This window comes from Photorhabdus machadonis (assembly GCF_052657765.1).
This window is the reverse complement of record NZ_CP199761.1, coordinates 424,385-440,055: the sequence shown is the minus strand read 5'-3', so window position 1 is coordinate 440,055 and position 15,671 is coordinate 424,385. Positions and strand designations below refer to the sequence as shown.

22 protein-coding genes and 1 pseudogene are annotated in these 15,671 nt (G+C 40.5%); 9 read left to right on the top strand and 14 right to left on the bottom strand.

Going from position 1 to position 15,671, the window contains the following annotated elements; translation table 11 throughout:
- Positions 1 to 6 precede the first annotated feature (6 nt).
- The 7 genes from ACUN2T_RS02200 to ACUN2T_RS02170 form a co-directional block, all read right to left on the bottom strand.
- Positions 7 to 726 carry a hypothetical protein gene (locus tag ACUN2T_RS02200; protein WP_445496035.1) on the bottom strand — a complete coding sequence of 240 codons (720 nt, stop codon included), beginning with the start codon at positions 724 to 726 and terminating at the stop codon, positions 7 to 9.
- A 160-nt stretch (positions 727 to 886) separates the two neighbouring features.
- Complete coding sequence (locus ACUN2T_RS02195) at positions 887 to 1,015, bottom strand: hypothetical protein (protein WP_445496034.1); 129 nt, start codon at positions 1,013 to 1,015, stop codon at positions 887 to 889.
- A 271-nt stretch (positions 1,016 to 1,286) separates the two neighbouring features.
- Complete coding sequence (locus ACUN2T_RS02190) at positions 1,287 to 1,496, bottom strand: hypothetical protein (protein WP_445496033.1); 210 nt, start codon at positions 1,494 to 1,496, stop codon at positions 1,287 to 1,289.
- Positions 1,497 to 1,519: 23 nt separating this feature from the next.
- Positions 1,520 to 1,804 (bottom strand): DUF1240 domain-containing protein, encoded by a 285-nt coding sequence (locus tag ACUN2T_RS02185; protein ID WP_445497786.1) that lies wholly within the window; start codon positions 1,802 to 1,804, stop codon positions 1,520 to 1,522.
- 133 nt (positions 1,805 to 1,937) lie between these two features.
- The gene (locus tag ACUN2T_RS02180; protein WP_445496032.1) at positions 1,938 to 2,339 is read right to left on the bottom strand and encodes a DUF1240 domain-containing protein; all 402 of its coding nucleotides are present in this window, start codon (positions 2,337 to 2,339) and stop codon (positions 1,938 to 1,940) included.
- On the bottom strand, positions 2,329 to 3,198 hold the full coding sequence (locus ACUN2T_RS02175) for a hypothetical protein (protein WP_445496030.1): 870 nt from the start codon (positions 3,196 to 3,198) through the stop codon (positions 2,329 to 2,331). The genes ACUN2T_RS02180 and ACUN2T_RS02175 overlap by 11 nt, the downstream gene beginning before the upstream one ends.
- Before the next feature lie 43 nt (positions 3,199 to 3,241).
- The gene (locus tag ACUN2T_RS02170) at positions 3,242 to 3,448 is read right to left on the bottom strand and encodes a hypothetical protein (protein WP_445496029.1); all 207 of its coding nucleotides are present in this window, start codon (positions 3,446 to 3,448) and stop codon (positions 3,242 to 3,244) included.
- Between the two features lie 267 nt (positions 3,449 to 3,715).
- Between ACUN2T_RS02170 and ACUN2T_RS02165 the strand changes: the two genes are divergently transcribed.
- From ACUN2T_RS02165 to murP, 3 genes are all read left to right on the top strand, one after another.
- On the top strand, positions 3,716 to 4,195 hold the full coding sequence (locus ACUN2T_RS02165; RefSeq protein WP_445496028.1) for an Hcp family type VI secretion system effector: 480 nt from the start codon (positions 3,716 to 3,718) through the stop codon (positions 4,193 to 4,195).
- A gap of 238 nt (positions 4,196 to 4,433) precedes the next feature.
- A complete protein-coding gene (gene murQ / locus ACUN2T_RS02160; RefSeq protein WP_350306046.1) occupies positions 4,434 to 5,339 on the top strand; it encodes an N-acetylmuramic acid 6-phosphate etherase in 906 nt (301 codons plus the stop codon).
- 31 nt (positions 5,340 to 5,370) lie between these two features.
- Complete coding sequence (gene murP, locus ACUN2T_RS02155; RefSeq protein WP_445496027.1) at positions 5,371 to 6,822, top strand: PTS N-acetylmuramic acid transporter subunit IIBC; 1,452 nt, start codon at positions 5,371 to 5,373, stop codon at positions 6,820 to 6,822.
- Here murP and tauA read toward each other — a convergent pair.
- Together tauA and ACUN2T_RS02145 are read right to left on the bottom strand one after the other, a co-directional pair.
- Positions 6,821 to 6,977 (bottom strand): annotated as a pseudogene (gene tauA, locus ACUN2T_RS02150) (taurine ABC transporter substrate-binding protein); the annotation flags it as partial. The gene murP and the pseudogene tauA sit on opposite strands and share 2 nt — an antisense overlap.
- Positions 6,978 to 7,029: 52 nt before the next feature.
- The gene (locus ACUN2T_RS02145; protein WP_445496026.1) at positions 7,030 to 7,638 is read right to left on the bottom strand and encodes a LysE family translocator; all 609 of its coding nucleotides are present in this window, start codon (positions 7,636 to 7,638) and stop codon (positions 7,030 to 7,032) included.
- 103 nt (positions 7,639 to 7,741) lie between these two features.
- On the opposite strand from ACUN2T_RS02145, the gene ACUN2T_RS02140 reads away from it, so the two are divergent.
- From ACUN2T_RS02140 to ACUN2T_RS02130, 3 genes are read left to right on the top strand one after another with little or no spacing between them, the layout of a single operon-like run.
- Positions 7,742 to 8,722 (top strand): hydrolase, encoded by a 981-nt coding sequence (locus ACUN2T_RS02140; RefSeq protein ID WP_445496025.1) that lies wholly within the window; start codon positions 7,742 to 7,744, stop codon positions 8,720 to 8,722.
- Entirely contained in the window at positions 8,719 to 8,937 is a 219-nt protein-coding gene (locus ACUN2T_RS02135; protein ID WP_445496024.1) for a YheU family protein, read from the top strand. Before ACUN2T_RS02140 ends, ACUN2T_RS02135 begins: the two co-directional genes overlap by 4 nt.
- Positions 8,938 to 8,957: 20 nt before the next feature.
- Entirely contained in the window at positions 8,958 to 9,827 is an 870-nt protein-coding gene (locus ACUN2T_RS02130) for a phosphoribulokinase (RefSeq protein ID WP_445496023.1), read from the top strand.
- A 122-nt stretch (positions 9,828 to 9,949) separates the two neighbouring features.
- On the opposite strand, the gene ACUN2T_RS02125 is transcribed toward ACUN2T_RS02130, so the two are convergent.
- The gene (locus ACUN2T_RS02125; RefSeq protein ID WP_445496022.1) at positions 9,950 to 10,357 is read right to left on the bottom strand and encodes an OsmC family protein; all 408 of its coding nucleotides are present in this window, start codon (positions 10,355 to 10,357) and stop codon (positions 9,950 to 9,952) included.
- Between the two features lie 321 nt (positions 10,358 to 10,678).
- On the opposite strand from ACUN2T_RS02125, the gene crp reads away from it, so the two are divergent.
- Positions 10,679 to 11,311: a cAMP-activated global transcriptional regulator CRP gene (crp, locus tag ACUN2T_RS02120; RefSeq protein ID WP_004240730.1), complete on the top strand. Its 633-nt coding sequence runs from the start codon at positions 10,679 to 10,681 to the stop codon at positions 11,309 to 11,311.
- A gap of 48 nt (positions 11,312 to 11,359) precedes the next feature.
- On the opposite strand, the gene argD is transcribed toward crp, so the two are convergent.
- Together argD and ACUN2T_RS02110 are read right to left on the bottom strand one after the other, a co-directional pair.
- On the bottom strand, positions 11,360 to 12,571 hold the full coding sequence (argD, locus tag ACUN2T_RS02115; protein ID WP_445496021.1) for a bifunctional acetylornithine/succinyldiaminopimelate transaminase: 1,212 nt from the start codon (positions 12,569 to 12,571) through the stop codon (positions 11,360 to 11,362).
- Positions 12,572 to 12,694: 123 nt separating this feature from the next.
- Positions 12,695 to 13,270, bottom strand: a complete 576-nt coding sequence (locus ACUN2T_RS02110) for an aminodeoxychorismate synthase component II (RefSeq protein ID WP_445496020.1) — start codon at positions 13,268 to 13,270, stop codon at positions 12,695 to 12,697.
- A gap of 245 nt (positions 13,271 to 13,515) precedes the next feature.
- Between ACUN2T_RS02110 and ACUN2T_RS02105 the strand changes: the two genes are divergently transcribed.
- On the top strand, positions 13,516 to 13,956 hold the full coding sequence (locus ACUN2T_RS02105; protein WP_445496019.1) for a YcgJ family protein: 441 nt from the start codon (positions 13,516 to 13,518) through the stop codon (positions 13,954 to 13,956).
- Between the two features lie 22 nt (positions 13,957 to 13,978).
- Here the strand turns inward: ACUN2T_RS02105 and ppiA are convergent, their stop codons facing one another.
- Entirely contained in the window at positions 13,979 to 14,548 is a 570-nt protein-coding gene (ppiA, locus tag ACUN2T_RS02100) for a peptidylprolyl isomerase A (RefSeq protein WP_445496018.1), read from the bottom strand.
- Positions 14,549 to 14,854: 306 nt separating this feature from the next.
- On the opposite strand from ppiA, the gene yihA reads away from it, so the two are divergent.
- Positions 14,855 to 15,487 (top strand): ribosome biogenesis GTP-binding protein YihA/YsxC, encoded by a 633-nt coding sequence (gene yihA / locus ACUN2T_RS02095; RefSeq protein ID WP_445496017.1) that lies wholly within the window; start codon positions 14,855 to 14,857, stop codon positions 15,485 to 15,487.
- Positions 15,488 to 15,565: 78 nt separating this feature from the next.
- Here yihA and ACUN2T_RS02090 read toward each other — a convergent pair whose 3' ends face one another.
- Positions 15,566 to 15,613 (bottom strand): hypothetical protein, encoded by a 48-nt coding sequence (locus tag ACUN2T_RS02090; RefSeq protein ID WP_438361642.1) that lies wholly within the window; start codon positions 15,611 to 15,613, stop codon positions 15,566 to 15,568.
- Between the last annotated feature and the right edge of the window lie 58 nt (positions 15,614 to 15,671).

Sequence of the window (15,671 nt, the reverse complement as noted above, 5' to 3'; positions counted from 1 at the left end):
GCGGAATTATGAAACCTTATTTAGGTAATTGAGTGCAATAGCAGCAGCTAAACCTGCCAAAACAACGATACCAGCTACAACAATGATACTGGCGCCTGCCACAAAAAAAGATGAAAGAACAGTTCCTATAGTCCAAGAAGCAAAGGCTGCCACTGCCGTCTTAGCCAGATCTACAGCAATATTCCCTAAGAAGTCAGCCAGCGTGTATTCATCCTTAAAGATATATTCAACAGTCCGATAAGCCAGAGAAAATAATATACAGAATTTCATTCCCTTAACTATGCCACTATTTATTCCTTGTTGTCCAATCCCCATAGATATCATCTTCATATTAGAAGCGCTGTATCTTGATGCAGTGATGATTTTTCTAACCCCGGCATAGCCTGATATTTTAATATATTTTTTACCATATTTACCAACATACTCTGTCGCTATAATCCCTAATTGTTTAAATTCTCTTACTACATTTGTAAAGTCAAAAGCATCATGTATATTACCTGCATATGACGCTATTGGATCGGCAACTGAGAACACCTTCTTCATAAATGGACTTTTAGGTTTTGGAGAGACAATATCCTGCAAAGCACTTTTCGCTTCTTCTAATGACAACAGTGCAATATACGTTGTATTCTCTCTTAACTGCTTCTCAAGACCAATCGCATCAAAGAACTCATGCTGAGGTTTTAATTGATCAACCCCAACATTGCCTCTTAGGAAATCCCCCATATACCCCTCCAAAGAAGGATTGTATTTTTATATGTCATCGTGAAACTTCCTCCAATATTCTTAAAATCAAGAACCGTCACACTAGTGTTTAGCGGATGGCGTTTCCAATTTGAGTGAAAGAGTACGACCATCCGAAACTCTCATATTAATTAGATCAACTTCAATTGACGATAACAGCTGAAAACATAGCATCATCATCAATGCCAGTTTCTCCTCTGAAAACTAACGAGCTATTCTCTAACGCATCATTGAGTTGTTGTAATAACTGTTCTCTATCTTTATCGTCCATACGACTAAACCCATTCACAATTAAAATTAGAGTATAACACCATTATATAGAAAGTAACCACATCAATTATATAATGGTAAAGCGTTTGTAAAGAGTAGTGTTTCAAATTATCCCTTATAAGGTGAGTAAACAAAGTGTTATAAATTTTTATAAAAAAAATCCGATATTAAACTATTAGTTTTTTTATATTTTAATGTTAAGGTTATACTTCCACCACCTAAGCACACAGCTTAGGTAATTTAAACAAAAAACTCATTATGCTTAGTAATGCTTAGTAATGCTTACCAATAAACCACATAGCAACAAAAACAATAAAAATACCAACCAAAGTTAAACTAAACCATATATCTGGAAAAAAGATATTAGCTACAAATACCCAAATAACAATAATCCCAAAAGGAATGACCTCCCACAAAAGATCTTTAAACCATATTAAAAAAAGATCCTTTAACCATTCCTTACTAAAAAGTTTTTTACTCATATATTAATTAATCTGAACTCAGGTTAATTACATAGCTTAATATCTTTTACATATTTATTCGGTGACGACCATGATATCTTTGGGCATATCAAATAATTCTCACTCTTTAGTTTATAATTCACATAAAAAGCGGTAGGAAAACTCAAGAAAAATGCAACAATAGCTATCATACCAAGACAATTAACACAGATATCGTGATACTTTGGAGTACGCGCTGTCAAATTAAAATAAATAATAAAACTTAAAAAATAAAAAATCAATGGGAAGAAAAAAAACGCAATTATTATTCCATTGGAGAAAAAGATCATCTCAGCCATTGTAATCAATGAATATAGACTATCAACAACAACAAACACCCCAAAAGACATCAAAGACAATATAAAAATCACCCCAATTATATTCATTATTTTTCTTTTATTATCCACGATCCTATCTCTCACATTAATCACATAGCTTGATATTTTTTACATAGGTATTTGGTGACATCCAGGATATTCTTTCACACACCAAATAGTGCTCACTTTTTAATTTATAATCTACATAGAAAGATATGGGAAAACTTAAAAAAATCGAAGAAAAAGCTATCACAGACAAATATTTAATATAGGCATCATGACGTTTAGGATAACGGCTAGTTATATTAACAATAATAGATAAAACCATAAGATACGAAAGAAAAGGAAAAGAAAAAAATATAATAAAAACACTAGCTGAAAATGTTATTTCCTCATCCATTTTAACTAAAGAGATTAAATTCCCCCCTGTCAAAAATAAACCCGTTGACGCTAAAATTAAAATAGCAATAGCACAGATTACTGGTATAACCTTTTTCTTATTTTCCATAACATCCCCAATTATGAAGAAATTGGTTGAAATTAGCTTCTGGAGTTCTTATTTTTCTCTTCATCTCTTTTTTTATTAAATTAACTACAGTCTTACTAATTTTAAATTTTTTATCTAAAGCATTAAGTACATATACCGTTAAAATACCTGCAATAAACATTGCACCAGCTACAACAATTATGCTGGCGCCTGTTACCAATACAAACGAAAGAGCAACCCCCGTCACCCAAGAAGCAAAGGCTGCCACTGCTGTTTTAGCCAGATCTACAGCAATATTCCCTAAGAAGTCAGCCAGCGTGTATTCATCCTTAAAGATATATTCAACAGTCCGATAAGCCAGAGAAAATAATATACAGAATTTCATTCCCTTAACTATGCCACTATTTATTCCTTGTTGTCCAATCCCCATAGATATCATCTTCATATTAGAAGCACTGTATCTTGATGCAGTGATGATTTTTCTAACCCCAGCATAGCCTGATATTTTAATATATTTTTTACCATATTTACCAACATACTCTGTCGCTATAATCCCTAATTGTTTAAATTCTCTTACTACATTTGTAAAGTCAAAAGCATCATGTATATTACCTGCATATGACGCTATTGGATCGGCAACTGAGAACACCTTCTTCATAAATGGACTTTTAGGTTTTGGAGAGACAATATCCTGCAAAGCACTTTTCGCTTCTTCTAATGACAACAGTGCAATATACGTTGTATTCTCTCTTAACTGCTTCTCAAGACCAATCGCATCAAAGAACTCATGCTGAGGTTTTAATTGATCAACCCCAACATTGCCTCTTAGGAAATCCCCCATATACCCCTCCAAAGAAGGATTGTATTTTTTATATGTCATCGTGAAACTTCCTCCAATATTCTTAAAATCAAGAACCGTCACATTAGTGTTTAGCGGATGGCATTTCCAATTTGAGGGAAAGAGTACGACCATCCGAAACTCTCATATTAATTAGATCAGCTTCAATTGACGATAACAGCTGAAAACATAGCATCATCATCAATGCCAGTTTCTCCTCTGAAACTAACGAGCTATTCTCTAACGCATCATTGAGTTGTTGTAATAACTGTTCTCTATCTTTATCGTCCATACGACTAAACCCATTCACAATTAAAATTAGAGTATAACACCATTATATAGAAAGTAACCACATCAATTATATAATAGCAAAGCGTTTGTAAAGAGTAGTGCTTCAAATAAAAAGATTATTTCTTAAGTAAATAAATTGTTAGATACTTATGGAAAAAATTCGATATTGAACTATTAATTTTTCTATATTTTAATGTTAAGGTTACAATTCCGCCACTAAGCACACAGCTTAGGTAATTTAAACAAAGAACTCATATGGTAATTGTTTATGTCACATATAATTTATTTGTCGCTAAACGGTAAGCAACAAGGTTTAATTTCTGCTGGTTGTTCAACGCTGGACTCTATAGGCAACCGATATCAAAAGGGGCACGAAGATCAAATACAGGTATTGAGTTTAAGTCACATGATCACTCGCGAACAAAATGTAGATCATCACCCATTGCAGTTCATTAAGCCAATAGATAAATCATCTCCATTATTATCAATGGCAATCTCTTCAAACGAACTATTGCATGCGGTTTTTCTCTTTTATAGAACAAACACCGCTGGACAGTTAGAACTTTTCTATGAGGTCAAATTAACAGAAGCGAGCATTGTTGACGTTTCTTGTACCTATCCGCATTCGATAAACAATAATGAAATGATGCCGTATGAAAAAGTCCTCCTGAAATATAAATCCATCTCCTGGAATCACGTAACGGCAGGCACATCAGCCTATAGCATTTGGGATGACAGAATTTATTGAAAACAAGCCAAGCTAAGCATATATATTACATATGCTTAGTATTGACGTTTCTCACTTAATATATGAAAAACAAAAATTTTCTCAAACCTATTCACAGCACTTTGTTCTATAACCGATAAAATACATTCACTTAACAAAGCCATCGCTTTTATCGAAATACCGATCAAATTTGCGCTTTATGACAAAGAAGAGTAAATAATTATTTATCATTTTAAAAGTATTCCGTTAGGAAAGTAATATGAAAATCAATCTCAACAATATGGTGACAGAAAGCCGCAACCCAGCCAGTGCCTGCATTGACACTCTGCCTACCCTTGAGATGCTAAAGGTCATTAATGATGAAGACAAAAAAGTCGCACTGGCGGTAGAGCAAACTTTGCCGCAAATTGCTGCAACGGTAGATAAAATTGCCGAAGCTTTCCGTCAGGGAGGCCGTTTAATCTATATTGGTGCCGGTACATCTGGCCGGTTAGGGATCCTGGATGCCAGTGAATGCCCACCCACTTATGGCTCCAGACCGGAGCAAGTGGTTGGCTTGATTGCAGGAGGGCATCAAGCCATCTTGAGGGCCGTTGAAAATGCAGAAGATAACCGGCAATTAGGCACAAATGATCTTCAAGCGCTAAACTTTAACTCTAAAGATGTACTGGTTGGTATTGCCGCCAGTGGCCGTACACCTTACGTTCTAGGTGCCATGGAGTATGCGAAATCAGTGGGAGCCACCGTCGCCTGTATCAGTTGTAATCCTGACAGTCCGATGACACAAGCAGCCGATATTGCCATAACACCTGTCGTTGGGCCAGAAATCGTCACTGGTTCATCACGTATGAAAGCAGGTACAGCACAAAAGCTGATCCTCAATATGCTCACTACCGGTGCCATGATCCGCACAGGAAAAGTGTATGGCAACCTGATGGTGGACGTAGAAGCGACAAATGCCAAACTGGTTGAAAGGCAGAAAAATATCGTTATAGCCGCCACAGAATGCAACCGCATACAAGCTGAACAGGCACTGGCTGCATGTGATGGACATTGCAAAACAGCCATTGTGATGATTCTGGCAGAGATAGATGCTCAACAAGCAAAGGCTTTACTGGAAAAGAATCACGGTTTTATTCGCCCGGCAATCTCAACAGTTCGGTAATCGTTTCTTCTTCTGAACAGGAATAAATAAGATGGCTAAAATTAATCAGGCAATAATTGTTCAGATCCTTACAGCTATCGGCAATGCGGGTAATGTGGCTCAATGTGGTAACTGTATGACCCGCCTGCGACTGACACTGCATGATAATACTCAGGTGGATAAAGCCACACTGAAACAGATCCCCAATGTGCTGGGTATTATTGAAAGTGATAACCAGTTGCAGATTGTCCTTGGACCGGGAAAAGCCCAGGCTGCGGCTGAAATAATGAATCAATTGCTGGATTCTTCTGTTCATGTAGAACAACCAGCACAAAGCGACACTGATTTAACCCATATAGCCTCCGCCAATAAAAAGCAGCTTAAAGAGAAACAGGTCAGCGCAGTACATAAATTTCTGACGAAATTCGCCACTATTTTTACACCGCTGATCCCCGGCTTTATTGCCGTTGGTTTACTGCTGGGCTTTGCCACTTTACTTGAACAGATCGCCATTCAGGGCGTTGAACATCCTAATACTGTATTGGTTGAAATCATCGGTTATATGAAAGTATTCAGTAAAGGAATGTTCAGCTTTTTGAGTATCCTGGTTGGTTATAACGCGCAAAAAGCCTTTGGTGGATTAGGTATAAACGGCGCAATTATCGCCTCGCTGTTTGTACTGGGTTATAACCCGGATGCCACCAGCGGTTTCTACTCCGGTATCTCCACTTTCTTTGGTTACAGTATCGATCCACGCGGCAATATTATCGGCGTTCTGCTCGCCGCTATTCTGGGAGCATGGGTAGAACGACAGGTTCGTAAGATCATTCCAGACAATCTGGATATGATCCTCACTTCAGCGATTACCCTGCTGATCATGGGAGCAATCGCCTTTATTATTATCATGCCGTTGGGAAGCTATCTGTTTAGCGGCATGTCATGGTTATTCCTTAATCTTAACGGCAATCCTTTTGGTACAGCGATATTGGCAGGGCTGTTTCTGCTCGCCGTTATGTTTGGTGTACATCAGGGGTTTGTTCCGGTCTATTTCGCGTTAATGGACGCACAAGGCTTTAACTCTCTGTTCCCAATCCTTGCTATGGCTGGAGGCGGGCAAGTTGGTGCAGCACTGGCGCTGTATGTCAAAGCGAATAAGGATTCTCTGCTGCGTACTCAAATAAAAGGTGCCATTATTCCAGGCTTTCTCGGTATCGGTGAACCCTTGATTTACGGGGTAACCTTGCCACGCATCAAACCTTTTATCACTGCTTGTCTGGGAGGTGCTGCCGGTGGTTTCTTTATCGGCTTAGTGGCTTATTTGGGATTACCTGTTGGGCTGAATACGGTTTTTGGGCCATCTGGATTAGTCGCACTACCACTAATGACCTCCAACAGCGGTATTTTTATCGGGATGGCAGTTTATGCCGCGGGATTGGTGGTTGCTTATATCAGTGGTTTTGTCCTGACTCTGCTGTTCGGCAATAAAAATGTCGATTTAACTTGATATTACCGATTTGCATATCACGGGAAGTCAGCGCCCACAGCAGAACCACTGTCAAATTTGCGCCATTGAACATCAGCACCAAATTGCCGGACAAAATCACCATGATACTGGACGACTTTTGCCGGCTCTGGCGAAGTTTGATAAGCAATCGTCACTTAAAGAATGAATAAATATTCTTTATAACCAAAATTAAATTAACGAATTAAATTATCCAATCCAGATCAATGGCACACAGGTTGCTGTTAATATTCCCATCATAATATTGAAAATAAACCAGGCATTGCGACTACGAAGTAATGTTCCAATCAACGAACCAAAACCAGTCCACACGATACTACTCAAAAAACTTATCAATATCGTTGCGACACTAATAATGATGATGGAATAGAGATACTGTTCACCTGCAATACTGTAACTGCCAACCGATCCCAACCCCATCAGCCAGGCTTTCGGATTCAGGAACTGTAATAACCAACCCTGATACCAACGCACCGGCTTGATGACAACGCCACCTTGGGTATCCAGACGCCGGTAACTGGCTGTTGCCGTTTTCCATGCTAACCACAGTAAATAGAGACTACCCGCTATTTTCATTATCGTGTGAATAGTAGGATAAACCAGCAGTAATGCCGCCACACCGAAAGCGGACAGATATAAAATCGTCTGCATTCCCAGAAGAATCCCAAATATCAATCCCAAAGAACGGATAAAACCAAAGTTTGCACCCGATGAGGTCAGTAACATATTGTTTGGACCTGGGGTAATAGCAGAAATAAACAAAAAAGTTGTTAATGAAAAAATCAGGCTTGCTGTCATGAATGGTTCCTTTCATCCTGAATAATGGCGTTTCCCTTTCACAGAAAATATCAGTATGTTATTCACCATACAAGATAACTAATCAATTTAACTCGAAACCATTATGTCCGATATCTTTCGTCCTCTAACCGGAGCCAGTAATCCGCATTTGCAAACATTGCTCCCGCGTCTGGTGCGGCGGTATCCTGAACTGCAACCCTACTGGCAACGACTTAATCTGCCAGATAACGATTTTGTTGACCTGGCATGGAGTGAAGATCCAGCAACCGCAGCACATAAGCCACGGCTAATCCTGTTTCATGGTCTGGAAGGCAGTTTCCATAGCCCTTATGCTCACGGTTTGCTTCATACTTGTCAGAAAAAAGGCTGGCTTGGCGTTGTCATGCATTTCCGTGGATGCAGTGGTGAACCGAACCGCCAAAAACGTCTCTATCATTCTGGCGAAACAAGCGATGCCCGTTATTTTCTGAACTGGTTAAAACAGACCTACGGTGATATACCAACCTCAGCCGTGGGTTATTCAGTCGGCGGTAATATGCTGGCCTGCTATCTGGCAGAAGAAAAAACGCAGGCCCAGCTCAATGCAGCAGTCATTGTTTCTGCCCCTCTGATGTTAGAAGCCTGTTCCAGCCGGATAGAAAAAGGATTTTCTCAGGTTTACGAGCGCTATTTGCTTAACAATCTAAAACGTAATGTTACCCGCAAATTGCTCCGCTACCCGGGTTCGCTACCTATCAATCTGTCTCAGGTAAAAGGATTGAAGCATATTCGAGAATTTGATGAAATTGTGACCGCAAAAATCCACTGTTTTAAAGATGCAGCGGACTACTACCGCCAGTGCAGCGCTCTGCCACGCCTGCCTGACATTACTGTGCCACTGTTGATTATTCATGCAAAAGACGATCCTTTTATGACACCGGAAGTCGTTCCCGACCTCAAAACACTACCCAAAAATATTGAATACCAATTAACAGAATACGGTGGACATGTCGGCTTTGTCAGTGGTTCACTGAAGAAACCACAAATGTGGCTGGAACAACGTATTCCAAGCTGGCTGTCATCTTATCCGGAGCAACAACGATGATTATTCCATGGCAACAACTGGAACCAGAAACTCTGCTAAATTTGATAGAGAGTTTTATCCTGCGGGAAGGCACTGACTACGGCGAAGATGAAAAATCCCTTGAGCAGAAAGTCGCTGACATACGTCGTCAGTTGGAACAGGGGGATGTTATGCTGGTGTGGTCTGAACTGCATGAGAGCATCAATATTATGCCAAAAGAAATGTTCCATTCTTAACACTATGGAGTTTACTGCTTATGTCCGCCAAACATCCAATTATTGCGATTACCGGCTCCAGCGGTGCCGGAACAACAACAACCAGTTTAGCTTTCCGTAAGATTTTCCAGCAACTTAACATCAGCGCAGCACAGATAGAAGGAGACAGTTTCCACCGTTATACCCGCCCTGAAATGGACGCAGCAATCCGTAAAGCCAAAGAGCAAGGCAGACATATCAGTTATTTTGGGCCAGAAGCCAATGATTTTGGCATGCTGGAGAAAACCATGATTGACTATGGTGAGACCGGTGAAGGCCGCTGCCGTAAGTACCTTCACACCTATGATGACGCAGTGCCTTACAACCAGCTCCCCGGTACATTTACTCCGTGGGAAACCTTACCAAAGCAGACCGATGTGCTGTTTTATGAAGGCCTGCACGGTGGCGTGGTAACACCACAACATAATGTTGCCAGTCATGTCGATCTGCTGGTGGGGGTGGTGCCGATTGTCAACCTTGAATGGATACAGAAACTTATCCGCGATACCGGAGAACGGGGACACTCACAGGAAGCCGTGATGGATTCCGTTGTTCGTTCTATGGATGATTATATTAACTACATTACCCCCCAATTTTCCCGGACACATATAAATTTCCAGCGCGTCCCGACTGTTGATACGTCCAATCCATTTTCAGCCAAAGCCATTCCTTCTCTGGATGAAAGTTTTATCGTCATCCGTTTCCGTGATCTGACTCAAATTGATTTCCCGTATTTGTTATCCATGTTACAGGGCTCATTCGTTTCAAGTATTAATACCATCGTGGTTCCCGGCGGAAAAATGGGACTGGCCATGGAATTAATTATGACACCATTGGTACAGCGATTACTGGAAGGGGAAAAAATTTGTTGATCAAAACCTGGGATAAATCTAGAAAACCCAGTGTTTGAATCCACTTCTTATATTATTCAGTTAAAAAAACAGGTAACTGATATTAGTTACCTGTCGTTATTTTTCAATCAGGAAATAATATCTTAATCTGTCTCTTTAATTTCAAAGCTGTGGGTAAGCTCAACTGATTTCCCCAACATCAACGAAACAGAACAATATTTCTCAGCAGAAAGCGTGACGGCACGTTCAACCGCTTTCTCTGTTAAATCCTTGCCGGTAACAATAAAATGCAGATTAATAGAAGTAAACAAGCGTGGTGCCTCTTCACGACGGCGGGAGGTTAATTTCACTTCACAATCTTTTAGGTCATATCTGCCTTTCTGTAAAATAGAAATAACATCAATCGTGCTGCAACCACCCACTGCCATTAATACCATTTCCATTGGGCTTGGTGCCTTATCACCAGCATTTCCATCCATCATGATCTGATGGCCCGAAGACGACTCCCCCAAAAGAGACAACCCTTCAACCCATTTTACCCGCGCTTGCATAAGTACCTCTTAAGTCATTTTTTGCATCAAAGCCTACTCTTTCAGTATTAAACTGGCAATCTAATGAGCAGTTTATTGTGCTGAAACAATACAAGACAAGACAGAAACCTTTTCCTGTGTTAAAAACAGAAGCAGGTCCAGGTATATGTGGGTTAAGATCAATACTCAAGTTTCAAATTTCAGATAACCTATATAAAACCCTCACCTGTCGGTTTTTCAGCAAACTAATATGTTAAGCTAGTGTCTTTATATGCCAGCCTGACGAGAAACTTTTAGGTTCTCGTGTTATTTAGGCAGCGATAACAACAGAGGATGAAGCGAATGGTTCTCGGCAAGCCACAAACAGACCCCACTCTTGAATGGTTTTTGTCACACTGCCATATTCATAAATATCCATCCAAAAGCACGCTTATTCATCAAGGCGAAAAAGCAGAGACGCTTTACTACATCGTAAAAGGTTCTGTTGCAGTTTTGATTAAAGATGAAGAAGGCAAAGAGATGATCCTCTCCTATTTAAACCAGGGAGATTTCATTGGCGAACTTGGATTATTTGAAGAAGGACAAGAGCGTACAGCCTGGGTACGGGCCAAAAGCGCCTGTGAAGTAGCGGAAATTTCCTATAAAAAATTCCGTCAACTGATTCAGGTAAACCCGGATATTTTAATGCGTTTATCTGCCCAAATGGCAAGCCGTTTGCAAACAACTTCTGAGAAAGTCGGTAACCTGGCTTTCCTGGATGTGACCGGCCGGATTGCTCAGACTTTACTGAATCTGGCGAAACAACCCGATGCAATGACTCACCCTGACGGGATGCAAATCAAAATCACTCGTCAGGAAATTGGCCAGATTGTTGGCTGTTCCCGTGAAACGGTTGGCCGTATTCTGAAAATGCTGGAAGATCAAAACCTGATCTCCGCACACGGCAAAACAATTGTTGTTTACGGTACACGTTAATTCCGGATTAATCAGCGCATGATACTGCGCTGATTTCTCTTATCCTTGTTACACCAACTGGCTAATTGCCTTCTCCAGCCGTTCCATCCCTTGGGCTATCTCCTCTTCACTGATAATCAGCGAAGGCGTGAAACGCAGTACATCACTACCAGCACTCAATAACATCAGACCATTTTCAGCCGCCAGTTGCAGGATCTCTTTAGATTTTCCCTGATACTGCGCTTTTAGTTCCGCACCAATCAGCAATCCCTTGCCACGGATTTCACCAAATATCGAATATTTTTGATTGATATCGTTCAGAAAATTCACAATCAAATGATGCCGTTTTTCAACACCATTCAAGACCTCTGGCGTATTGATAATGTCAAAAGCGGCATTTGCAACCGCGCAAGCCAGCGGATTACCACCATAAGTTGTGCCGTGAGTCCCCGGTGCCATCGCCGAAGCGATATTCGCCGTAGTCAGCATAGCGCTAACAGGGAAACCACTTCCCAATGCTTTCGCTGTGGTGATAATGTCCGGCACAACATCATAATACATATAAGAAAATAACTTACCGGTACGTCCCATCCCACTTTGTACTTCATCAAATACCAGCAGTACCTGATGCTTATCGCAAAGTTCACGCAACCCATGAATAAATGCGGGTGTCGCCGGCGTGACTCCCCCTTCACCCTGAACAGGTTCTAATACAACAGCGCAAGTATGATCATCCATGACCGCCTTTACTGCATTTAAGTCATTAAAAGGCACATGAATAATATCTGCGGGTTTTGGCCCAAAACCATCAGCGTATTTTGGTTGACCACCAACAGAGACAGTAAACAGAGTACGACCATGAAAACCCTGATGGAATGCGATGATTTTGGTTTTATATGGATGGTAACGGGTAATAGCATAGTGACGCGCCAGCTTAAATGCGGCTTCATTCGCTTCCGCTCCCGAGTTGGCAAAAAATACCCGCTCCGCAAAAGTTGCATCAATCAGTTTCTGCGCGAGTATCAAAGCTGGTTCACTGGTGAAAATATTACTGATATGCCAAAGTTTCTCCCCTTGCTGCGTTAAAACATCCACTAATGCAGGGTGACAATGCCCCAAAGCCATAACAGCAATACCACCGGCAAAATCAATATATTCTTTCCCTTGCTGATCCCATACACGACTGCCTTGCCCTTTCACCGGTATAAACTGGGCCGGTGAATAAATTGGCAACATGACTTGATCGTATGTATTTCTGTTTACTCCAGCATGCTCCATCATTTTCCCACCCGTTTTTTATATATACGCCATTCAAAAATGAAAATATAATCATTTAATATGCATAAAAAATCAAAGATGGGCAAATGAAAAAGATGAATAAATGAAGAAATTATTGGTATCGGGTTAATATCTAAGAAAGTTACTCAGTAGCTGGTGCCCTTGTTCACTGAGAATACTTTCAGGATGGAACTGCACACCTTCCAGGGGCAGAGTACGATGACGAATTCCCATAATCTCATCTACATTGCCGTTATGCTGACTCCATGCAGTGACTTCAAAAACGGCGGGTAAAGTCTCTGCAGCAATCACCAATGAATGGTAACGGGTAACCGTTAATGGCCGGTTTAGTCCTTTGAACACACCTTGCTGATTATGATGAATGGCAGAAGTTTTCCCATGCATCACTTCCCTGGCTTTTACCACACTGGCCCCGAATGCCTGCCCAATTGCCTGATGCCCAAGACAAACACCCAGAATCGGCAATTTATCCGAAAAATGAGAAATCGCAACCAGAGAAATTCCTGCTTCATTTGGGGTACAAGGGCCTGGGGAAATAACCAGATGTGTAGGTGCCAATCGCTCAATATCTTCAAGCTGTAATTCATCATTGCGCTTGACTAAAACATCTGTTCCTAATTCACAAAAATATTGATATAAGTTATACGTAAAAGAATCATAGTTATCTATTATTAATAACATAGGAGTCTATCCTACCCATTTTTATCGCTGTATTTGTTGTCCTGCCAATCCTGCAACTTGTTTTATCATGAACAACATGATTTCAGGTAAAACGGCCTAACGACAACGGGGCGGCTATCATAGCACATAAGCACTTGTAGCATAGTGTAACAAAATCAATGATTACTTTTTCCTCAATCAACGTACTCTGATACCGCTACAAAACATAGGCTCTATTTTGATATTCAATAAGTAAGGTAATTGTTATGAAGACAAAACTGGCTATAGCATCTCTTTTTTTGCTGTCCTTCCCCACGCTGGCTATAACTAAATCTGCAAATATTTTCTTTCCGGTACAAGGGGTTATTTGTGATAAAAAAGGAGCATACTGCGCTGATCAGCAAGGCTTATCGCTAAAACTCACCGAAAGATATTTAGGGAAAAAAGTATCGGAGCGCCTGAAAGAAATAATTGGTGATGGGAAAGATGTTGACCTTTCATCCTACACTTTGAGTAATGGTGTTCACTGCGAGAGTAAAGAGAAAAAATGCTACAAAGACAGATATTATCCACGAACCGAAGAAATAAAGAATTCACCAAGAAAATGTATGAATAACTGTAAAACGGGCCTTCATTCAAACGAAGGCCCGATTATTCATCAGATGAAAACGCCCCAAGAGACCAAAAACTGCCATAATCGCAGTTGATCATTAATGTCTCAGAAAGAAGTTAAGGAACAATCTTAGCAGACAGGATCACCACGGGTTTCACCGGCACATTCTGATAAGGACCAACATTTTCAGTTTTTACTTGAGAAATTTTATCTACAACATCCATACCTTTTACGACCTTACCAAATACTGCATAGCCAAAGTCACGCTGACCATGATCAAGGAAAGCATTATCTGCTACGTTGATAAAAAATTGGCTAGTCGCACTGTCTTTATCAGCAGTACGCGCCATAGAAATCGTTCCGCGTAAATTACGCAGCCCATTATCCGCTTCATTTTTAATGGATTCTTTAGTCGCTTTCTGCTGCAAGTCTTTGGTAAAACCGCCCCCCTGAACCATAAATCCCGGGATCACCCGATGAAAAATTGTGTTGTTATAATAACCCTCATTGACGTATTCAATAAAGTTTTTGGTTGTAATCGGCGCTTTCTGGCTATTTAATTCCAGTTCAATATTACCCTCTGTTGTCGTCAGCTTCACATGGGTTTCACCCACAGCCAGAGCCAAAGGTGCCATTGCGCTCAGAGAACATGCAGTTACAAGCGTCACTAAAATACGTTTAAACATTCTGGATTCCTATATATTAAGGTCAACAACACAAGCTGAAATCAATTCTAATAATCTCCTCAGCATAGTGCTCAATATTTACTTACATTTACGATATCAATCGGTTGATGCCTTGGATAAAAATTTATCCTCTCACAATAGATCAGATTTTATTTCACAAATAAGGCAATAATTGACGGCAAAATAGCAAATTTGGCTTAACCCATCAGAAATATGTCATTATTTTTAATCCTGTCAACCAACAGTGGCTACCGGTATAATCTCCTTTGGCATATATTCAGTGCATTTCTCAGGGAGATAATCATTTTGACCATCAAAAACCACAACTATCATATGACCCGTTTTATCACGAGCGCACCTGATATTCGCCATCTACCTCAAGAACTGGGCATTGAAGTCGCGTTTGCCGGTCGTTCAAACGCAGGTAAATCCAGCGCGTTAAATGCCCTGACGAAACAGAAAAGCCTCGCCCGTACCAGCAAAACGCCAGGGCGAACACAACTCATCAATTTATTCGAAGTAGAAGAAGGAATTCACCTAGTTGACTTACCCGGCTATGGTTATGCCGAAGTACCAGAAGAGATAAAGCGTAAATGGCAGAAAGCATTGGGTGAATATCTGCAAAAACGTGAGAACCTGATTGGGCTGGTCGTGCTGATGGATATCCGTCATCCACTGAAAGATCTTGATCAACAGATGATCCAATGGGCAGTGGCAATGCATGTACCGGTTATTGTGTTGCTAACTAAAGCCGATAAACTGGCATCTGGTGCCCGTAAAAGCCAGTTGAATAAAGTACGTGAAGAATTAGCCGCCCTCAATGGAGATATTCAGGTGGAATATTTCTCCGCCCTAAAAAAAATCGGGATCGATAAATTACAACAAAAACTGGACATATGGTTCAGCCAACCAACCGTTCAAATTGAAAACAATAGCTAATAGCACTGTTATTATTCCCACACATTAAATTCAGGCGAAAAAAATGCCCCAGTCAAAACTGACTGGGGCAGCTAATATTCAGCTAAATCCGATTACGTGAAGTAAAAGGTCTGAAAGATAGAACATCTTACCTCTGTACCCTACGCCAGTAACTCTACCTTATTTTATTTCTCAGAAAAAGCCC